Here is a 15,291-nt window from a genome sequence, read left to right as displayed (position 1 = left end):
TTAAAAATTGTAATTTAAATAGATGCTTGATCTATATTTTATTTTAATAGTTCCTTGCGCTAATTTTTGTTGTACTGGATACATTGCTAATGCTCCTATTGTTAGCTTATTTGTATTATACTCAGCTCCAAAACTTGTAAATAAAGCATGCCCTTTTGTATTTTTAATTGGTACATTAAAAACTTTATTACTATCATAAAACTCTCCTGATACTCCCACAGATGGAACAAAATTATATTTGCCGACATCTTTGAACATATAAAAAAAAGTACTACTAAAGTTAAACTGGTTACCAAATTGGTACTCTTTGCTATTAGCAGTTTTTAAATAATAATTAAGATAGTTTGTTACTCCCCAGTTATTATGTTTATATACATATTGTACGTTGGTAATTACATCAATACTACCAGTACCTAACTGAAAACTTGGGTTAATTGAATTATTAACTGTTTCGTCATAATTTCCAGTAGGAAGCTTTATACCTCCTCCTACTTTTAGTAAGTGATTAGATGTTGAAATCGCATCTTTTTTTTCATTATAACTACTCTTTTTTTTATTTAAAACAGTGTAATTAATTAAAAAAGAGAGATCTCCCAACCCTTCAATTCTTGTTGTTTTTTTTACATAATCTCTTGAGTGAAAATGAAAAGGAACAAAAATTTGAGTCTCTAAATACCCTTTGATTATTGGAATTCTAGACCACACCTGTATTGTATTAAAAAATTCATTTATTATTGGTGAATTATTAAAAATACCATCTTTAGATTGGTACTTTTGATGTAGGTATCTTACCCCTATGAAATTATTATCAATGATTCCTCCCAGCCCTAAACTTCCTCCATTGTTACTACACCCACAGGCATCACAATCATCTAAAAATGAAGTATAATATTTAGGAAAAGGATTGTTTGCTTCTAATTTCACTGATAAAAGACACATTAAAAGCGCTACTATTATTTTATTCTGTAAACCTCTTATCTGTAATAAATTCTTCATCTGTTAATGTTTTTAAAAAAACAATTATTGCTGTCTTCTCCTCTTGTTTTAATTGAATTCCAACGATGCCTTTTGTGCTTTTAAGAATAGGATCTAAATTTTGTGTTTCTTGAATTCCATTAGAATAAAAATTAAGTACTGAAACTAATGAACCAAACCTTCCATCATGCATATAAGGAGCAGTTAGCTCAATATTTCTAAGACTGGGAACTTTAAACTTGTATTTATCTTCTTCTAATAAAGTAACTGTCATTCTTCCTAAGTCATTCAAATATGGATTAATAGGTAGTCCATTATTCCTAAAAGCATCATTGGTAAATAAATCTGAAGTATGACATGAAGCGCATTTTTCCTTAAAAAGCGCTAATCCTTTTTTTTCTTCATTTGAAAAATCTCCACCCTTTTCCTTTCTAACATATTTATCGTATTTAGAATTCGATGAAACCATCATCAACATAAATTGTGACAATGCTTTAAATGTATTGTCTGCATTTATTTTACCATCTTCAAAAGCTTCACTAAACAACTGTTTATATACTTTATCCTTTTGTAACTTCCCAATAACATTCGTTACAGTTTCATCCATTTCATCTGGATTAGTAATTGGTATTATCGGAAAGAGATCTAAATGAAAAGCTGCTCCATCCCATGAAAATTGTTTTTGAAAAGCTACATTTTGAATAGGCTGAGTATTTCTTTTACCCTTTCTATCTTCAACACCATGACTAAACTGATGACCATGATGGGTAAAAGCAAATTTTTGTTGATGACAAAAAGCACAAGAAACCACACCATCACTAGACAATTTCCCATCATGATACAATTTCTTCCCTAATTCAAACCCTTTCTCAGTAATAGGATTTGATTTCAAATCATAATGTGGCTCAGGAAAATTACTGGGCTTTTCAAATACAAGTTCTACATTAGTATATACCTCATCTTTTTTACAACTAAGAAAAGTACATACCAATAATACTATCAATATTTTTTTCATTACGTATTATTTTTACAATTGATTAAGCTTAATCAATATCAATTAGTATAACAATTCAAAAGAATGGTGTTAAATACCATTCTTTTGAATTACGTAATGTTAATGATGAGTTGCATTATGAACATGATGCACCATGAACATATCTGTATAATTTTCAGATATATTTGAAGCTTTATCACCTCCCATAATAGTTGAGCCCTCAGATAATTTAATCTTTGTTTTTCCGTCTAGCATTTTGTTAGCATCAACTTTAATATGCAATTGAGGAGACGTTTCTTTGCCTACAATAGCAATATCCATAGGTAGGGTTACCTCCTTGTATAAGTCTACCGTAGTTCCTCTACTTGCTATATGTAGCATAAAAGGAGACGCTGTAGCTTGAGTGTTTTCTTTATAGTTCCCTTCTAAAACAACAAATTTATACCCAGCTTGCCAACTCCAAGTTAAATTATAACCTTCAGCTAAAGTCCAAAAACCTTGTTGCACAGCTTGACCTTGCTTAAAACGCTCTTGATCTACACCTATTCCAAACTTAATTTTGGTATATCTCCCGGCAGGTACATCTTTAAGTGAAATTTGAACTTTTTTAGTTTTATTAGTTCCTCCTTCACTTATTATAAAGTAGCTATTATCTTTCGGGTAAACTACTTCTTTGCCTTCTTCAGTTATAAGTACAAAATTACTAACGATATAATCAAAAGAATTAATAGTTAATATTTCACCGTTTCCATTAGTATATGTTGAAGTTCCTAATAACAATTTATCATTTGAAAATCCGTTATCAAATTCAATTGCTACTTCATTTTTTCCTTCTAATTTTTCATTTCCTATTTCGTCATCACTACACGAAACAAAAGCCATAGCTAGCGCTATGAAAGTTATTATTTTTTTCATCTTTTATATTTTTTTACAGCAAATTTTAACATACATATTGTTATACTCTTCCATAATAGCTTTGATCATAGAAGAGGCTTCTTACTGTAAGAATTGTATTAAATAAGTTTAAATTATGTGAATAACTACCCTAACCTACTATTAAAAAAAGTAAGCCAGTTAGTTAAAAAAGTATGTAAAAATTAAACTGTAGGTGGATGAAAAATTTCTTTATTAAATAAGTAGTAGTACCCTTTTTTATAGGAAAATTGTTGTGTTTTTTTATAGAAACCTTCTCTTTCACTTTTAACCTTTAAAATACTAACAAATCCTATAGGATATTCTTCCATAGATATTCGTAAAGAGTTAAAATCATCTTCTTGCTGCTGTTCAAGTTTTTTCATAAGCTGACATTTTCCTTTACAGCTCATCTCAGGTTTATCTTTATTTATACATAATATTTTTGATATGTAATCATAATTAATTACATACTCTACAAATGGAGCAATTGGTCTTAACATTGCCACCATATATAAAATAACAAAAATGTATATGTTTATTTTTTTTAACAAACCTTGATTATATTCGGCGCAAAGATAATTTTAGTTTTTTAAAAAGAATATGATATTTAACATATTTCTTTATCTATTAAGAACCTGAACCTTTTAACAATTAATGATTTTCACAAGAATGAGATTCTCTAATTATTAGAAAAAGAATGCTTTGTAACTGCTATTTTAATTTATTCTAAATAAATTACTATATTTGCACTTTATATTAAAAGAATATGATTGTTTTTTACGTTGATAATAAAAAAGTTACGCCTATAGTATCTCTAAATAATGAGAAAACTATCTGTGACTCTATTTGCTCATCAAACTGCATAAAACCAAAAGGTAAATGTTGCAATAAGTACCTAAAAAAAGGCATCAACTGTAAGCGATGCCCTTTAACTTTTGATTTAAAAGCTGTATCTTAAACTAATTATTCAACTTTTAATAAGAAATAGTTTTTCTTACCTCTTTGTAATAACACGTATTTATCAGCTATTAAATCTTTTTCTGTAATTGTAAAATCTTCTTTTACTTTTTCTTTATTTACAGAAATTGAATTTTCTTTTAAAGCTCTTCTAGCATCTCCATTTGACTTTAAAAAATTTGTTTTAGCTGCTAAAGCTCCTATCATATCTAACCCCTCATTGATATCAGAAGTACTAACTGAAGCTTGAGGAACCCCATCAAATACATCTAAGAAGGTTTGCTCATCTAAACTTTTTAAATCTTCCGCTGTTGATTTTCCAAACAATATATTTGAAGCCGCTATTGCTTTATCTAATTCTTCTTTAGAGTGTACAAAAACAGTAACCTCTTCCGCTAATTTTTTCTGTAATACTCTCTGATGTGGTGCTTCTTTATGTTCTTCTATTAAAGAGCTAATAGTTTCTTTATCTAAAAATGTGAAAATTTTGATGTACTTTTCTGCATCTTCATCAGAAGTGTTTAACCAAAATTGGTAGAATTTATACACTGAAGTTTTATCAGCATCTAACCAAACATTTCCTCCTTCAGACTTTCCAAATTTAGATCCGTCAGCTTTAGTTATTAATGGACATGTAGCTGCATATGCTTTTGCATCTTCACCAACATTCATTCTACGTACTAATTCAGTACCTGTAGTTATATTTCCCCATTGATCAGAACCTCCCATTTGTAATTTACAGTTGTAGGTTTTATATAAATGGTAAAAATCGTACCCTTGAATTAATTGGTATGTAAATTCAGTAAAACTCATCCCTCCACTACCTTCTCCAGAGATACGCTTCTTTACAGAATCTTTTGCCATCATATAGTTAACAGTAATACGCTTACCAACATCTCTAGCAAATTCAATAAAAGAAAAACTCTTCATCCAATCGTAGTTGTTTACTAAAATAGGTGAGTTTTCACTGCCATTATCAAAATTTAAAAAACGCCCTAAAGTTCTTTTAATTCCCTCTACGTTTTTAGCAAGTGCTTCTTCATTTAATAAATTACGCTCATCAGATTTCCCAGATGGATCACCAATCATTCCAGTAGCGCCTCCAACTAAAGCAACAGGTTTATGCCCTGCTTTTTCAATATGAACCAATAAAATAATTGGAACCAAACTACCAATATGTAATGAGTCTGACGTTGGATCAAAACCTATATAAGCCGTTGTCATTTCTTTTTGCAATTGCTCTTCGGTTCCAGGCATCATATCATGTATCATACCTCTCCATTGTAATTCTTCAACTAAATTCTTGGTCATTATTATAATCTTTTTTGGTTTACAAATATAGTGTTTCGAAATTTTTTAACATCATCCACATTATGTCAATTTAATTTTAACCATAGAATTAATATTTACCAAACAAGGAACATGAAATCATTTTATATAAAAAAAACTTTTGAGCTTATTTAACAAGGTTGCTTTTTTTATATTTGATAGTTTATATTTTATCATATATGATTTTAGTTACAGGAGGAACAGGCTTAGTAGGATCGCACTTACTATATCATTTAACTCTAAAAAATGATACGGTTTTAGCTATTTATAGAACTGAGGAACGAATAAAGAATGTAGAAAAAGTATTTTCTTATTATACAAATGACACTAATTCTTTATTAAAAAAGATTCGTTGGATCCAAGGAGATATAACTGACATTCCTTCTTTAAAAATTGTTTTTTCTAATCTTATAACTCAAGTGTATCATTGCGCAGCATTAGTATCATTTAACCCTAAAGATTATAAAAAAATGCGTAGAGTTAATATTGACGGGACTGCAAATATTGTTAATTTTTGTATTGATAACACCATAAAAAAAATATGCTTTGTTAGTTCAATTGCCACAGTAGGTGATAGTATTAACGATAAAATTATAACTGAAGAAAATGAATGGCAAGATAGTAGTAATAACCATGGTTATGCTATCACAAAATATGGGGCTGAAATGGAAATTTGGCGCGCAAGTCAAGAAGGAGTAGAGGTAGTTGTTGTAAACCCAGGTGTTATTTTAGGTAGTGGTTTTTGGAAAGAAGGCTCAGGGAAATTGTTTACTCAAGTATTCAATGGTTTTAAATTTTACACTGAAGGGGTTACTGGTTTTGTTGGTATTAAAGATGTTGTTAAGATCATGATTATGCTTGCAGAATCTAGCATTAAGAATGAACGTTTTATTCTAGTTTCTGAAAATAAATCATTTAAAGAAGTTCTCTCTATAATAGCCAAAGGATTTGATAAAAAAGGACCTACAATAAAGGTGAATAAGCTTGCTACAAAAATATTTTGGCGTATTGATTGGCTAGTAACAAAACTTACTGGAAAAGAACCATTACTAACAAAGAACTCTGCTAAATCATCTCATAATAAATCGTACTATTCATCGCAAAAAGTAAAAGACGCTTTAACTTTTGATTTTGAACCTATTCCTAAAGTTATTAACGGAGTTTGTAAAGATTACCTATGATTTCCTTTATCTAATTCTTCTAATTTCTCTGGTAATTCTTTTCCTTTTAATAATAGTTTTTTATCTATTTCTTTTTCTGTTTCAGTTCCTGTTAAATTAAGAACATTTGGTCTGTCTAATGAATCTTGAATTCGTTGTTTAGTAATATAAATATCATACAGGCTATCAATATTTTTCTTTACTAAGTTTAACATTTCAGAATACTCATCTATTCTTGAAGTATAATATTTATTACTTGTATCAAACCTAACAGTATCTATTTTATATTTTTCATATACAACTACCATATAATTCGATAGCTTTTTCAAGTTTTTATTCTTAATATTCTTTGCCGACGATGCCAAATACATATCGGTTAGCAAATTAACCATAGAATCTTTTGGAATCAAATCTTTTGGTTTCTTGTAGATAGTATTACTAGTACAAGAAACCAAAAACATTAGTATAAAAAAATATAAAATTTTATTCATTATCTATTAAAAACTAGACGTTCACCTTTAATTTCTTCATTAAATTCTCCTTCATTATACATCAAATTTCCGTTAACAAAAGTATGCGTAATTTTGTTTGAAAATTTTTGACCTTCAAAAGGAGACCATCCACATTTATATAAAATATTTTCTTTAGAAACTTCCCAATTTTGAGCAGGATCAACTATAACAAGATCAGCAAAAAAACCTTCTTTTATAAATCCTCTTTTTTCAACACTAAACAATTTAGCAGGATTATGACACATTTTCTCTACTGCTTTCTCAATAGGTAATACTCCTTCTTTAACTTTTTCTAAAACAGCAGTTACAGCATGTTGTACTAAAGGACCTCCACTTGGAGCTTTGGTGTACACATTATCTTTTTCTTCAAGAGTATGAGGAGCATGATCTGTAGCAATAACATCTATTCTATCGTCTAATAAAGCCTTCCATAACCCATCTTTATCCTTTTGAGTTTTAACCGCTGGATTCCATTTAATATGAGTTCCTTTGACATCATAATCAGCATCTGTAAACCATAAATGGTGCACACATACTTCCGCTGTAATTTGCTTTTCTTCTAACGGAATATCATTTCTAAATAAATGAGTTTCCTTTTCAGTAGACAAATGAAATATATGTAATCGAGCTCCTGTTTTCTTTGCTAACTCTATTGCTTTTGATGAAGATAAATAACATGCTTCTTCACTTCGAATAATTGGATGATATTTAACTGGAATATCATCACCATACTTTGCTTTATACTCTTCTGTATTTTTTCTTATAGTTGCCTCATCTTCACAATGAACAGAAATTAAAAGCTTCGTAGATGAAAATATTTTTTCTAAAACATCTTCATTATCAACTAACATATTTCCTGTTGAAGAACCTAAAAACAACTTAATTCCTGCAACATTTTTAGAATCAGTTTTTAATAGTTCTTCTAAATTATCATTAGTTCCACCAAACATAAAAGAGTAGTTAGCATATGATGTTTTTCTTGCTACTTCAAACTTCTCTTCCAGTAATTCTTGAGTTGTTGCTTGTGGAACAGTATTAGGCATTTCAATAAATGACGTAATTCCTCCAGCAATTGCTGCTTTACTTTCTGTTGCAATATTAGCTTTATGAGTTAATCCTGGTTCTCTAAAATGAACCTGATCATCAATCATACCTGGAATTAAATACTTTCCTTCAGCATTAATAATTGTTGCTGTGGTTGCTTCAATATTAGTTGCTATTTGTTTTATATATCTATCTTCAATTAAAACATCGCCTGTAAAAACCTTGTTTTCGTTAACGATTTTGGCATTTTTTATTAAATATGATTGCATATTATTTTGGTAATCCGTTTAGTCTCATTTTTATAACTCCAGAAAGCGCTTCGTATACTATACCTCCACTCATTTTGGATTCTCCTCGAGTTCTATCAGTAAAAATTACTGACACTTCTTTTATTTTAAATTTATGCTTCCATGCTTTATATTTCATTTCTATTTGAAAAGCATATCCAACAAATTTAACTTTATCTAATTGTATTGTTTCTAAAACATTTCGCTGCCAACAAACAAATCCTGCAGTAGTATCATGTACTGGTATTCCCGTTATAAAACGAACATATTTAGAAGCAAAGTATGACAATAATACCCTATTCATTGGCCAATTAACAACATTAACTCCTACAGAATATCTTGACCCTACTGAAACGTCTCCTCCCTCAATTGCACATGCATTATACAACCTTATTAAATCTTTAGGATTATGAGAAAAATCAGCGTCCATTTCTATAATATAGTCATACCCTTTATTTAAAGACCACTTAAATCCATGAATATAAGCAGTTCCTAAGCCATTCTTTTCTTTTCTGTTTTCTATATATAATCTATCAACAAATTCTTTTTGTAATTCTTCAACAATTGAAGCAGTTCCATCAGGAGAATTATCATCAACTACTAAAACATCAAAAGCCTTTTCTTGATCAAATGTAGCTCTTATAATTGCTTCAATATTTTCTTTTTCATTGTATGTAGGAATAATGACTATGGTGTCTGACCTCATAATTTTCATCTAAATAAGGGCAAATATACACTAATTTATCACTAATTTTGTGTTAATTAAGAGCTCAAAACACCAATTTTGCAAGCAATAGAACTTATTAATAACTCTGATAGTTGGTTTACCTTAGTAATTCTTTTTACTATCGTATTACTTGCTATACTTAAACTTATAAAACCAAATTATTTGTTGGGGTATACATTGGCTTTTTTTACACCTGGTTTCTTTCAGAAAAAAGCTGAAGAGAATATGTATCTTTTCTCACCTTTTAAATTTATTTTGTTTTGCTATAGTTCAATTTCTATTTCTTTAGTTTTTTACTTAATCGTACAACCATCAACAACTAACAAAAATAATTTCATAACATTTCTAATTATATTGGCTTCTGTATTTTGTTATTTACTTATTAAGTATTTTATAGAAAATATGATTGCTAGCATCTTGGCTATAAAAGGAAACATTAATTATTTTTTGTATGTTAAATATGGTTATTTATTTACTGTAGGTTTATGGATTTTACCTTTAATTATACTCTATAAATATAGTTTACACAGTAGCTATTTTTTATTTACTGGACTAATTACATTACTTATTTTCAGAGCCTTTTTAATAATAACCAACAATAAAAACATAGTTATAGGTAAGTTGTTTTATTTTATTTTGTATTTTTGCACCCTTGAAATAGCACCGCTATTGATTCTTTATAAAACAACAACTACGTAAAGAGAAAATTTATGAAAGTGAAAACTATTTTAGTATCTCAACCAGCACCAAAAACTGAAACTTCTCCATACTTTGATTTGGCAGAAAAACAAAAAGTCAAAATTGACTTTCGCTCGTTTATTCATGTTGAAGGTATTCCGGTAAAAGAGGTAAGGGCTCAAAAAATAGATTTAAATAACTATACCGCTATTATTTTAACAAGCAGAAATGCTGTTGATAATTTCTTCAGAATAGCAGAAGAGATGCGTTTTACGGTTCCTGATGATATGAAATATTTCTGTCAGTCAGAAGCTGTTGCTTATTACCTACAAAAATATGTAGTTTACAGAAAACGTAAAATTTATGTTGGTAACAGAACTTTTCCTGAGTTAACAAAGTTAATTAAGAAGCATAAAGATGAAAAGTTTTTATTACCTTCTTCTGATAAGTTAAAAGCATTAATTCCAGCTGAATTAGATAAGTTAGGAGTTGATTGGAAACGCGCTGATTTATACAGAACAGTAGTAAGTGATTTAACGGATTTGGAAAATGTTTTTTATGATGTATTAGTATTCTTTAGCCCTTCTGGTATTGATAGCTTATTTAAAAATTTCCCAAACTTTAAACAAAACGATACTCGAATTGCTGTGTTTGGAAATTCAACTATTAAAGCTGTCGAAAAAAGAGGTTTGCGTGTAGATATTTCTGCACCAACTCCAGAAACTCCATCAATGACAATGGCTTTAGATAAATATATTAAAGAAGTAAATAAAAAGTAATTTTTATTTTAAAATATTTAAACCCCATCAGAATTAATTTTGATGGGGTTTTTCTTGTTCGTAAGTTTCACATAAATACTTCGTCAGAATTGTAACACAAAATATTTTTATGATACTAATTCTTCTTTTTATTTCTGCTTGTTTTTTAGCATATACAAATGGTGCAAATGATAATTTTAAAGGTGTTGCCACATTATTTGGAGCTGGCATAACTGATTATAAAAAAGCTATTAATTGGGCAACTTTAACAACCTTTGCCGGTTCAGTTACTGCTATTTTTCTAGCCAAAGAATTAGTTAAAAACTTTTCAGGAAAAGGGTTAGTTCCTAATGAACTAATACAATCTCCTACTTTTGCTATTTCAATTGCATTAGGAGCTGCAATTACAGTTTTTACAGCTACAAAAATAGGAATGCCAATTTCTACTACACATAGTTTAGTGGGTGCTCTTTTTGGAACCGGAGTGATGGCAGTTGGTTCACAATTTAATTTTGGGAAGCTAGGCAATACCTTTTTAATGCCACTTATAGTAAGCCCATTAGTTGCTACCACTTTAAGTTTAATCGCTTATTTACTATTTAAATATATAAGAAAACAAATTCCAAGTTTAAACACAAAAAAACCAACTCTAATTGGTATATCTTCTCCTAAGATTTTAGACGGATTACATTATTTAAGTTCTGGAATTGTAAGTTTTTCTAGAGGGTTGAATGATACTCCTAAAATAGTTGGTTTATTAATTATCATTAACACAATAGACATTAAATGGAGTATGATTTTTATTGCTGTAATTATGGCTTTGGGTGGTTTAATAAATGCTAAAAAAGTTGGTGAAACAATGAGTGAAAAAATTACAAAAATGAATTCTGGTCAAGGTTTTACTGCAAATATGATTACTGGTTTATTAGTTACAACTGCCAGTATACATGGATTACCCGTATCAACCACCCATGTTTCTGTTGGCTCTCTATTTGGTATCGGTATAGTAACTAAAAAAGCTAACTATAAAACAATTGGAAAAATAATATTATCTTGGGTACTTACCCTTCCTATAGCTGCAATTATGAGCGCAATTGTTTTTAAAACATTAGAATTATTAATGTAACTTCTGATACAAATTTAATTGAAACAATTAGTTATTTTTGAAATAATGTAAATACTATTTATGAATAAATACCTGGAAATTATCAAAAATTCTTATACAGGATATTGGAATTACTTAAAACAATCTGTACTCTTTGAATTAAATTGGGAGAATTATTTTTATGGGTTGATTCTAATATCATTTGTTGTTTGGGGACTGGAACTAATATTTCCTTGGAGAAAAAAACAACCCATATTCAGAAAAGATTTTTGGCTAGATATTTTTTACATGTTTTTTAATTTTTTCATATTAAACTTGATTGTTTTAATTGCTCTATCCAACACCTCTGAGCAATTACTAAATGATTTTTTAAGTATATTTAATCTATCTGTATCTAGTTTTCAATTATTTGAAATTAATAGTCTTCACTACATATTAAGACTTTTTATATTCTTTATAATTATTGATTTCATCCAATGGTTTACGCACACCTTATTACATAAGTATGAATTTTTATGGAACTTCCATAAAGTACATCATTCTGTAAAAGAAATGGGGTTTGCGGCGCACTTACGCTATCACTGGATGGAACCTGTTGTTTATAACTCTATGAAGTACATCCCACTTGCTATAATGGGAGGGTTTACCGCTAAAGATGTAGCTATCATTCATTTTTTTAACATTACTATAGGTCATTTAAATCATGCTAACATTAATTGGGATTATGGTTTTTTAAAGTATATACTAAATAATCCTAAAATGCACATATGGCATCATGCTAAAGAACTTCCTAAAGAAAGAAAAAAAGGAGTTAATTTTGGAATTACCTTAAGCATATGGGACTACTTATTTAAAACTAACTACATACCTCATAACGGAAGAGATATTGAAATTGGCTTTGAAGGTGATGATACATTTCCTAAAGATTTTATTAGCCAAGAATTATACCCGTTAAAAAAATAAACACTTCTTTTTCCTTGTAAGTATTCAAAGAAAAAATCGATTAAAAACTGAATATGAGTAAAAATCTTTTAATAATTTTTGTAAAGAACATTAAGCTAGGAAAGGTCAAAACTAGACTAGCAAAAACTATTGGTAATGAAAATGCCTTTGAAATATATAAAGAGCTTGTAAAAATTACTGAAGATGTAACAGAAAAACTGACCATTGATAAACGTATTTACTTTTCTGATACTATTATTGATTCGAAATGGCAAAATCATACTAAAAAAATTCAAAAAGGTATTGATTTAGGCGAACGAATGAAGAATGCTTTTCTTGAAGGCTTTGAAGAAGGCTATGAAAACATCATTTTAATTGGATCAGATTTACCTGATATTTCATCAGAAGTAATTACCAAGGGATATGAAAACTTACAAAAAAATGAGATTGTTTTTGGTCCAGCCGAAGATGGCGGGTACTATTTATTAGGCTTATCAAAAATGATTAATACTATTTTTGATAATAAACCATGGAGCCAATCTAACTTATTAAAAGTAACTTTACAGGAATTAAAAACAACCCAAGAAAAAATTTCCTTTTTACAGGAATTAAACGATATTGATACTATTGAAGATTTATTAAAATCAGATTTTTACAAGAACAATATCCATATTCAAAAGCTAACTAAAAATGACGAAACAACAACAACTTAAAGAGACTAAAGAGTATCTTCAAAATAAAGGAATTACAAACCCAGAAATAGGAATTGTTTTAGGAACTGGTTTAGGTAAACTAGTAGATGAAATAGCCATTGAACAAGAAATTCCATATTCAGAAATCCCTCATTTTCCTCAGGCAACTGTTGAATTTCATTCTGGAAAACTTATTTACGGAGTACTATCTGAGAAAAAAGTAGTCGTTATGTCTGGTCGTTTTCATCTATATGAAGGTTATAATCTTTGGGAAGTTACCTACGGAATACGTACCATGCAACAATTAGGAATCAAAACTTTATTAGTTTCAAATGCTGCAGGAGCTATCAACTTAAACTTCAAAAAAGGTGATTTAATGCTTATTGATGATCATTTAAATTTACAAGGAGGTTCACCTTTAGCATTTAAAGGTGCTGGAGAATTTGGTGATTTATTTGCTGATATGCTTGAGCCATATTCAAAAAAATTAAACACCAAAATGAAAGCTATTGCCAAAACAAACGACATAGATTTGAAAGAAGGTGTGTATGCTAGTGTTGTTGGTCCGCAATTAGAAACTAGAGCAGAATATAGAATGTTACAAATTTTAGAAGTTGATGCTGTAGGTATGAGTACCGTACCCGAAGTAATAGTAGCCAAACACTTACAATTGCCTTGTATAGCTATCTCTGTTTTAACTGATGAATGCGACCCAAAAAACCTTCAACCTGTTAATATTCAAGAAATTATTGAAGTAGCAGGAAAAGCAGAGCCAAAAATGATAACATTATTTAAAGAATTGATACAACAATTATAATGATTAGAAATCAACAAATAGCGGTCTTAACAATTCGATTGTTATTAGGATTTATTCTTTTTTTTCAAGGTTTTGGAAAAGTCTTTACGTTTGGTTTAGATAACGTTTACAAAAACTTCTTTCAAGCAAGTTATTCAGAATTATTACCTGATTTTTTATTATTATTTACTTCTTATTATACATCTTTAGTAGAATTAATTGGAGGTTTTTTATTAATTATCGGTTTTAAAAGAGATTATACTTTATATGTTTTAGCATCAGTTTTAGTTATTGTTACTATTGGTCATGGTCTAAAAAATCCTATTTGGGATTTATCACATGTAATGTATAGAGCTATTTTATTAATAAGTTTATTACTATTACCCAAGAATTTAGATATATTTTCAATTGATAATTATTACATCAATTACAAATCAAAAAAACAAAGATGAGTTATTTAGAAACCACACATAATGTATATAAAGAAGCAGCGCTAACACCTGATGTTGGTTTATGTTGTACTACTAATCCTATTTGGGAATTACCTGGATTAAAAATTCCACGAATCATGCAAGAAATGAACTACGGTTGTGGTTCTACTGTTCATGCTCGTGACTTAACTAACAACCCTAAAATGCTATATGTTGGTGTTGGTGGAGGTATGGAATTATTACAATTTGCTTATTTCAATCGTTCAAAAGGTGGAGTTATAGGACTAGATGTTGTAGATGAAATGTTAGAAGCTTCTCGTAAAAATTTTGTAGAAGCTGAAGAAATGAATCCTTGGTTTAAAAGTGATTTTGTTGATTTACGAAAAGGGGATGCGATGAACCTTCCTGTTGAAGATAACTCAATAGATGTAGCTGCTCAAAACTGCTTGTTCAATATTTTTAAATCAGACGATTTGAAAAAGGCTATTGCTGAAATGCATAGAGTATTAAAGCCTCATGGACGTTTAGTAATGAGTGATCCCACTTGTGAACAGCCTATGAATGATGAATTACGAAATGACGAACGTTTACGTGCTTTATGTTTAAGCGGAAGTTTATCAATTGCTGATTATGTAAAAGCATTGACAGATGCTGGTTTTGGAACTATTGAAATAAGAGCTAGGAAACCGTATAGAATTCTAGATCCTAAAAACTATCCAACAGACGAACTAATTTACATAGAATCTATTGAAGTTGCTGCTATTAAAGATCCAATGCCTGAAGATGGGCCTTGTGTTTTTACAGGTAAAGCTGCAATTTATTTTGGTGATGAAGATTTCTTTGATGATGGCTTAGGGCACACTTTATTAAAAAATCAACCATTAGCTATTTGCGATAAAACTGCTGCGGCTTTAAAAGCTTTAGGCAGAGATGATATATTTTTCTCAGAATCAACTTACCATTATGATGGAGGAGGATGTTGTTAAGAA

At 29.4% G+C, this 15,291-nt stretch carries 17 protein-coding genes; 9 read left to right on the top strand and 8 right to left on the bottom strand.

The features are described 5' to 3' along the window. The 5 genes from ACKTTQ_RS06230 to tyrS form a co-directional block, all read right to left on the bottom strand. Window positions 1-996: a transporter family protein gene (locus tag ACKTTQ_RS06230; protein WP_408048688.1), complete on the bottom strand. Its 996-nt coding sequence runs from the start codon at window positions 994-996 to the stop codon at window positions 1-3. Then, window positions 959-1,990, bottom strand: coding sequence for a cytochrome-c peroxidase (locus tag ACKTTQ_RS06225; protein ID WP_408048687.1), 1,032 nt, complete (start codon window positions 1,988-1,990; stop codon window positions 959-961). The genes ACKTTQ_RS06230 and ACKTTQ_RS06225 overlap by 38 nt, the downstream gene beginning before the upstream one ends. A 99-nt stretch (window positions 1,991-2,089) precedes the next feature. Continuing rightward, the gene (locus ACKTTQ_RS06220; RefSeq protein WP_408048686.1) at window positions 2,090-2,884 is read right to left on the bottom strand and encodes an MbnP family protein; all 795 of its coding nucleotides are present in this window, start codon (window positions 2,882-2,884) and stop codon (window positions 2,090-2,092) included. 182 nt (window positions 2,885-3,066) lie between these two features. Next, on the bottom strand, window positions 3,067-3,384 hold the full coding sequence (locus tag ACKTTQ_RS06215) for a hypothetical protein (protein WP_143032754.1): 318 nt from the start codon (window positions 3,382-3,384) through the stop codon (window positions 3,067-3,069). Between the two features lie 463 nt (window positions 3,385-3,847). Then, entirely contained in the window at window positions 3,848-5,152 is a 1,305-nt protein-coding gene (gene tyrS, locus ACKTTQ_RS06210; RefSeq protein ID WP_113786422.1) for a tyrosine--tRNA ligase, read from the bottom strand. A 197-nt stretch (window positions 5,153-5,349) separates the two neighbouring features. Between tyrS and ACKTTQ_RS06205 the strand changes: the two genes are divergently transcribed. Continuing rightward, window positions 5,350-6,351 (top strand): SDR family oxidoreductase, encoded by a 1,002-nt coding sequence (locus ACKTTQ_RS06205; RefSeq protein ID WP_408048685.1) that lies wholly within the window; start codon window positions 5,350-5,352, stop codon window positions 6,349-6,351. Here ACKTTQ_RS06205 and ACKTTQ_RS06200 read toward each other — a convergent pair. From ACKTTQ_RS06200 to ACKTTQ_RS06190, 3 genes are read right to left on the bottom strand one after another with little or no spacing between them, the layout of a single operon-like run. Continuing rightward, window positions 6,342-6,821, bottom strand: a complete 480-nt coding sequence (locus tag ACKTTQ_RS06200) for a DUF4296 domain-containing protein (protein ID WP_299132336.1) — start codon at window positions 6,819-6,821, stop codon at window positions 6,342-6,344. The genes ACKTTQ_RS06205 and ACKTTQ_RS06200 overlap by 10 nt on opposite strands. Further along, a complete protein-coding gene (locus ACKTTQ_RS06195) occupies window positions 6,821-8,155 on the bottom strand; it encodes a dihydroorotase (protein ID WP_299132339.1) in 1,335 nt (444 codons plus the stop codon). Before ACKTTQ_RS06195 ends, ACKTTQ_RS06200 begins: the two co-directional genes overlap by 1 nt. A gap of 1 nt (window position 8,156) precedes the next feature. After that, the gene (locus tag ACKTTQ_RS06190) at window positions 8,157-8,879 is read right to left on the bottom strand and encodes a polyprenol monophosphomannose synthase (protein ID WP_408048684.1); all 723 of its coding nucleotides are present in this window, start codon (window positions 8,877-8,879) and stop codon (window positions 8,157-8,159) included. Between the two features lie 78 nt (window positions 8,880-8,957). Between ACKTTQ_RS06190 and ACKTTQ_RS06185 the strand changes: the two genes are divergently transcribed. The 8 genes from ACKTTQ_RS06185 (at window position 8,958) to arsM (ending at window position 15,288) form a co-directional block, all read left to right on the top strand. Continuing rightward, window positions 8,958-9,599 (top strand): DUF4271 domain-containing protein, encoded by a 642-nt coding sequence (locus ACKTTQ_RS06185; protein WP_408048683.1) that lies wholly within the window; start codon window positions 8,958-8,960, stop codon window positions 9,597-9,599. Window positions 9,600-9,610: 11 nt separating this feature from the next. After that, complete coding sequence (locus ACKTTQ_RS06180; protein ID WP_093869361.1) at window positions 9,611-10,357, top strand: uroporphyrinogen-III synthase; 747 nt, start codon at window positions 9,611-9,613, stop codon at window positions 10,355-10,357. A 109-nt stretch (window positions 10,358-10,466) separates the two neighbouring features. Next, window positions 10,467-11,462: an inorganic phosphate transporter gene (locus ACKTTQ_RS06175; RefSeq protein WP_408048682.1), complete on the top strand. Its 996-nt coding sequence runs from the start codon at window positions 10,467-10,469 to the stop codon at window positions 11,460-11,462. Between the two features lie 60 nt (window positions 11,463-11,522). Then, entirely contained in the window at window positions 11,523-12,404 is an 882-nt protein-coding gene (locus ACKTTQ_RS06170; RefSeq protein WP_113786415.1) for a sterol desaturase family protein, read from the top strand. 53 nt (window positions 12,405-12,457) lie between these two features. Beyond that, window positions 12,458-13,096: a TIGR04282 family arsenosugar biosynthesis glycosyltransferase gene (locus tag ACKTTQ_RS06165; protein WP_093869364.1), complete on the top strand. Its 639-nt coding sequence runs from the start codon at window positions 12,458-12,460 to the stop codon at window positions 13,094-13,096. After that, window positions 13,074-13,892 (top strand): purine-nucleoside phosphorylase, encoded by an 819-nt coding sequence (locus tag ACKTTQ_RS06160; protein WP_093869365.1) that lies wholly within the window; start codon window positions 13,074-13,076, stop codon window positions 13,890-13,892. The genes ACKTTQ_RS06165 and ACKTTQ_RS06160 overlap by 23 nt, the downstream gene beginning before the upstream one ends. Continuing rightward, a complete protein-coding gene (locus ACKTTQ_RS06155) occupies window positions 13,892-14,323 on the top strand; it encodes a DoxX family protein (protein WP_093869366.1) in 432 nt (143 codons plus the stop codon). Before ACKTTQ_RS06160 ends, ACKTTQ_RS06155 begins: the two co-directional genes overlap by 1 nt. Next, window positions 14,320-15,288, top strand: a complete 969-nt coding sequence (arsM, locus tag ACKTTQ_RS06150; protein WP_113786414.1) for an arsenosugar biosynthesis arsenite methyltransferase ArsM — start codon at window positions 14,320-14,322, stop codon at window positions 15,286-15,288. Before ACKTTQ_RS06155 ends, arsM begins: the two co-directional genes overlap by 4 nt. The last annotated feature ends 3 nt before the right edge of the window (window positions 15,289-15,291 follow it).

Origin of the sequence: Tenacibaculum halocynthiae (assembly GCF_964512825.1) — a bacterium.
Classification (GTDB): Bacteria; Bacteroidota; Bacteroidia; order Flavobacteriales; family Flavobacteriaceae; genus Polaribacter; species Polaribacter halocynthiae.
This window is presented reverse-complemented; position numbering and strand designations above follow the sequence as displayed.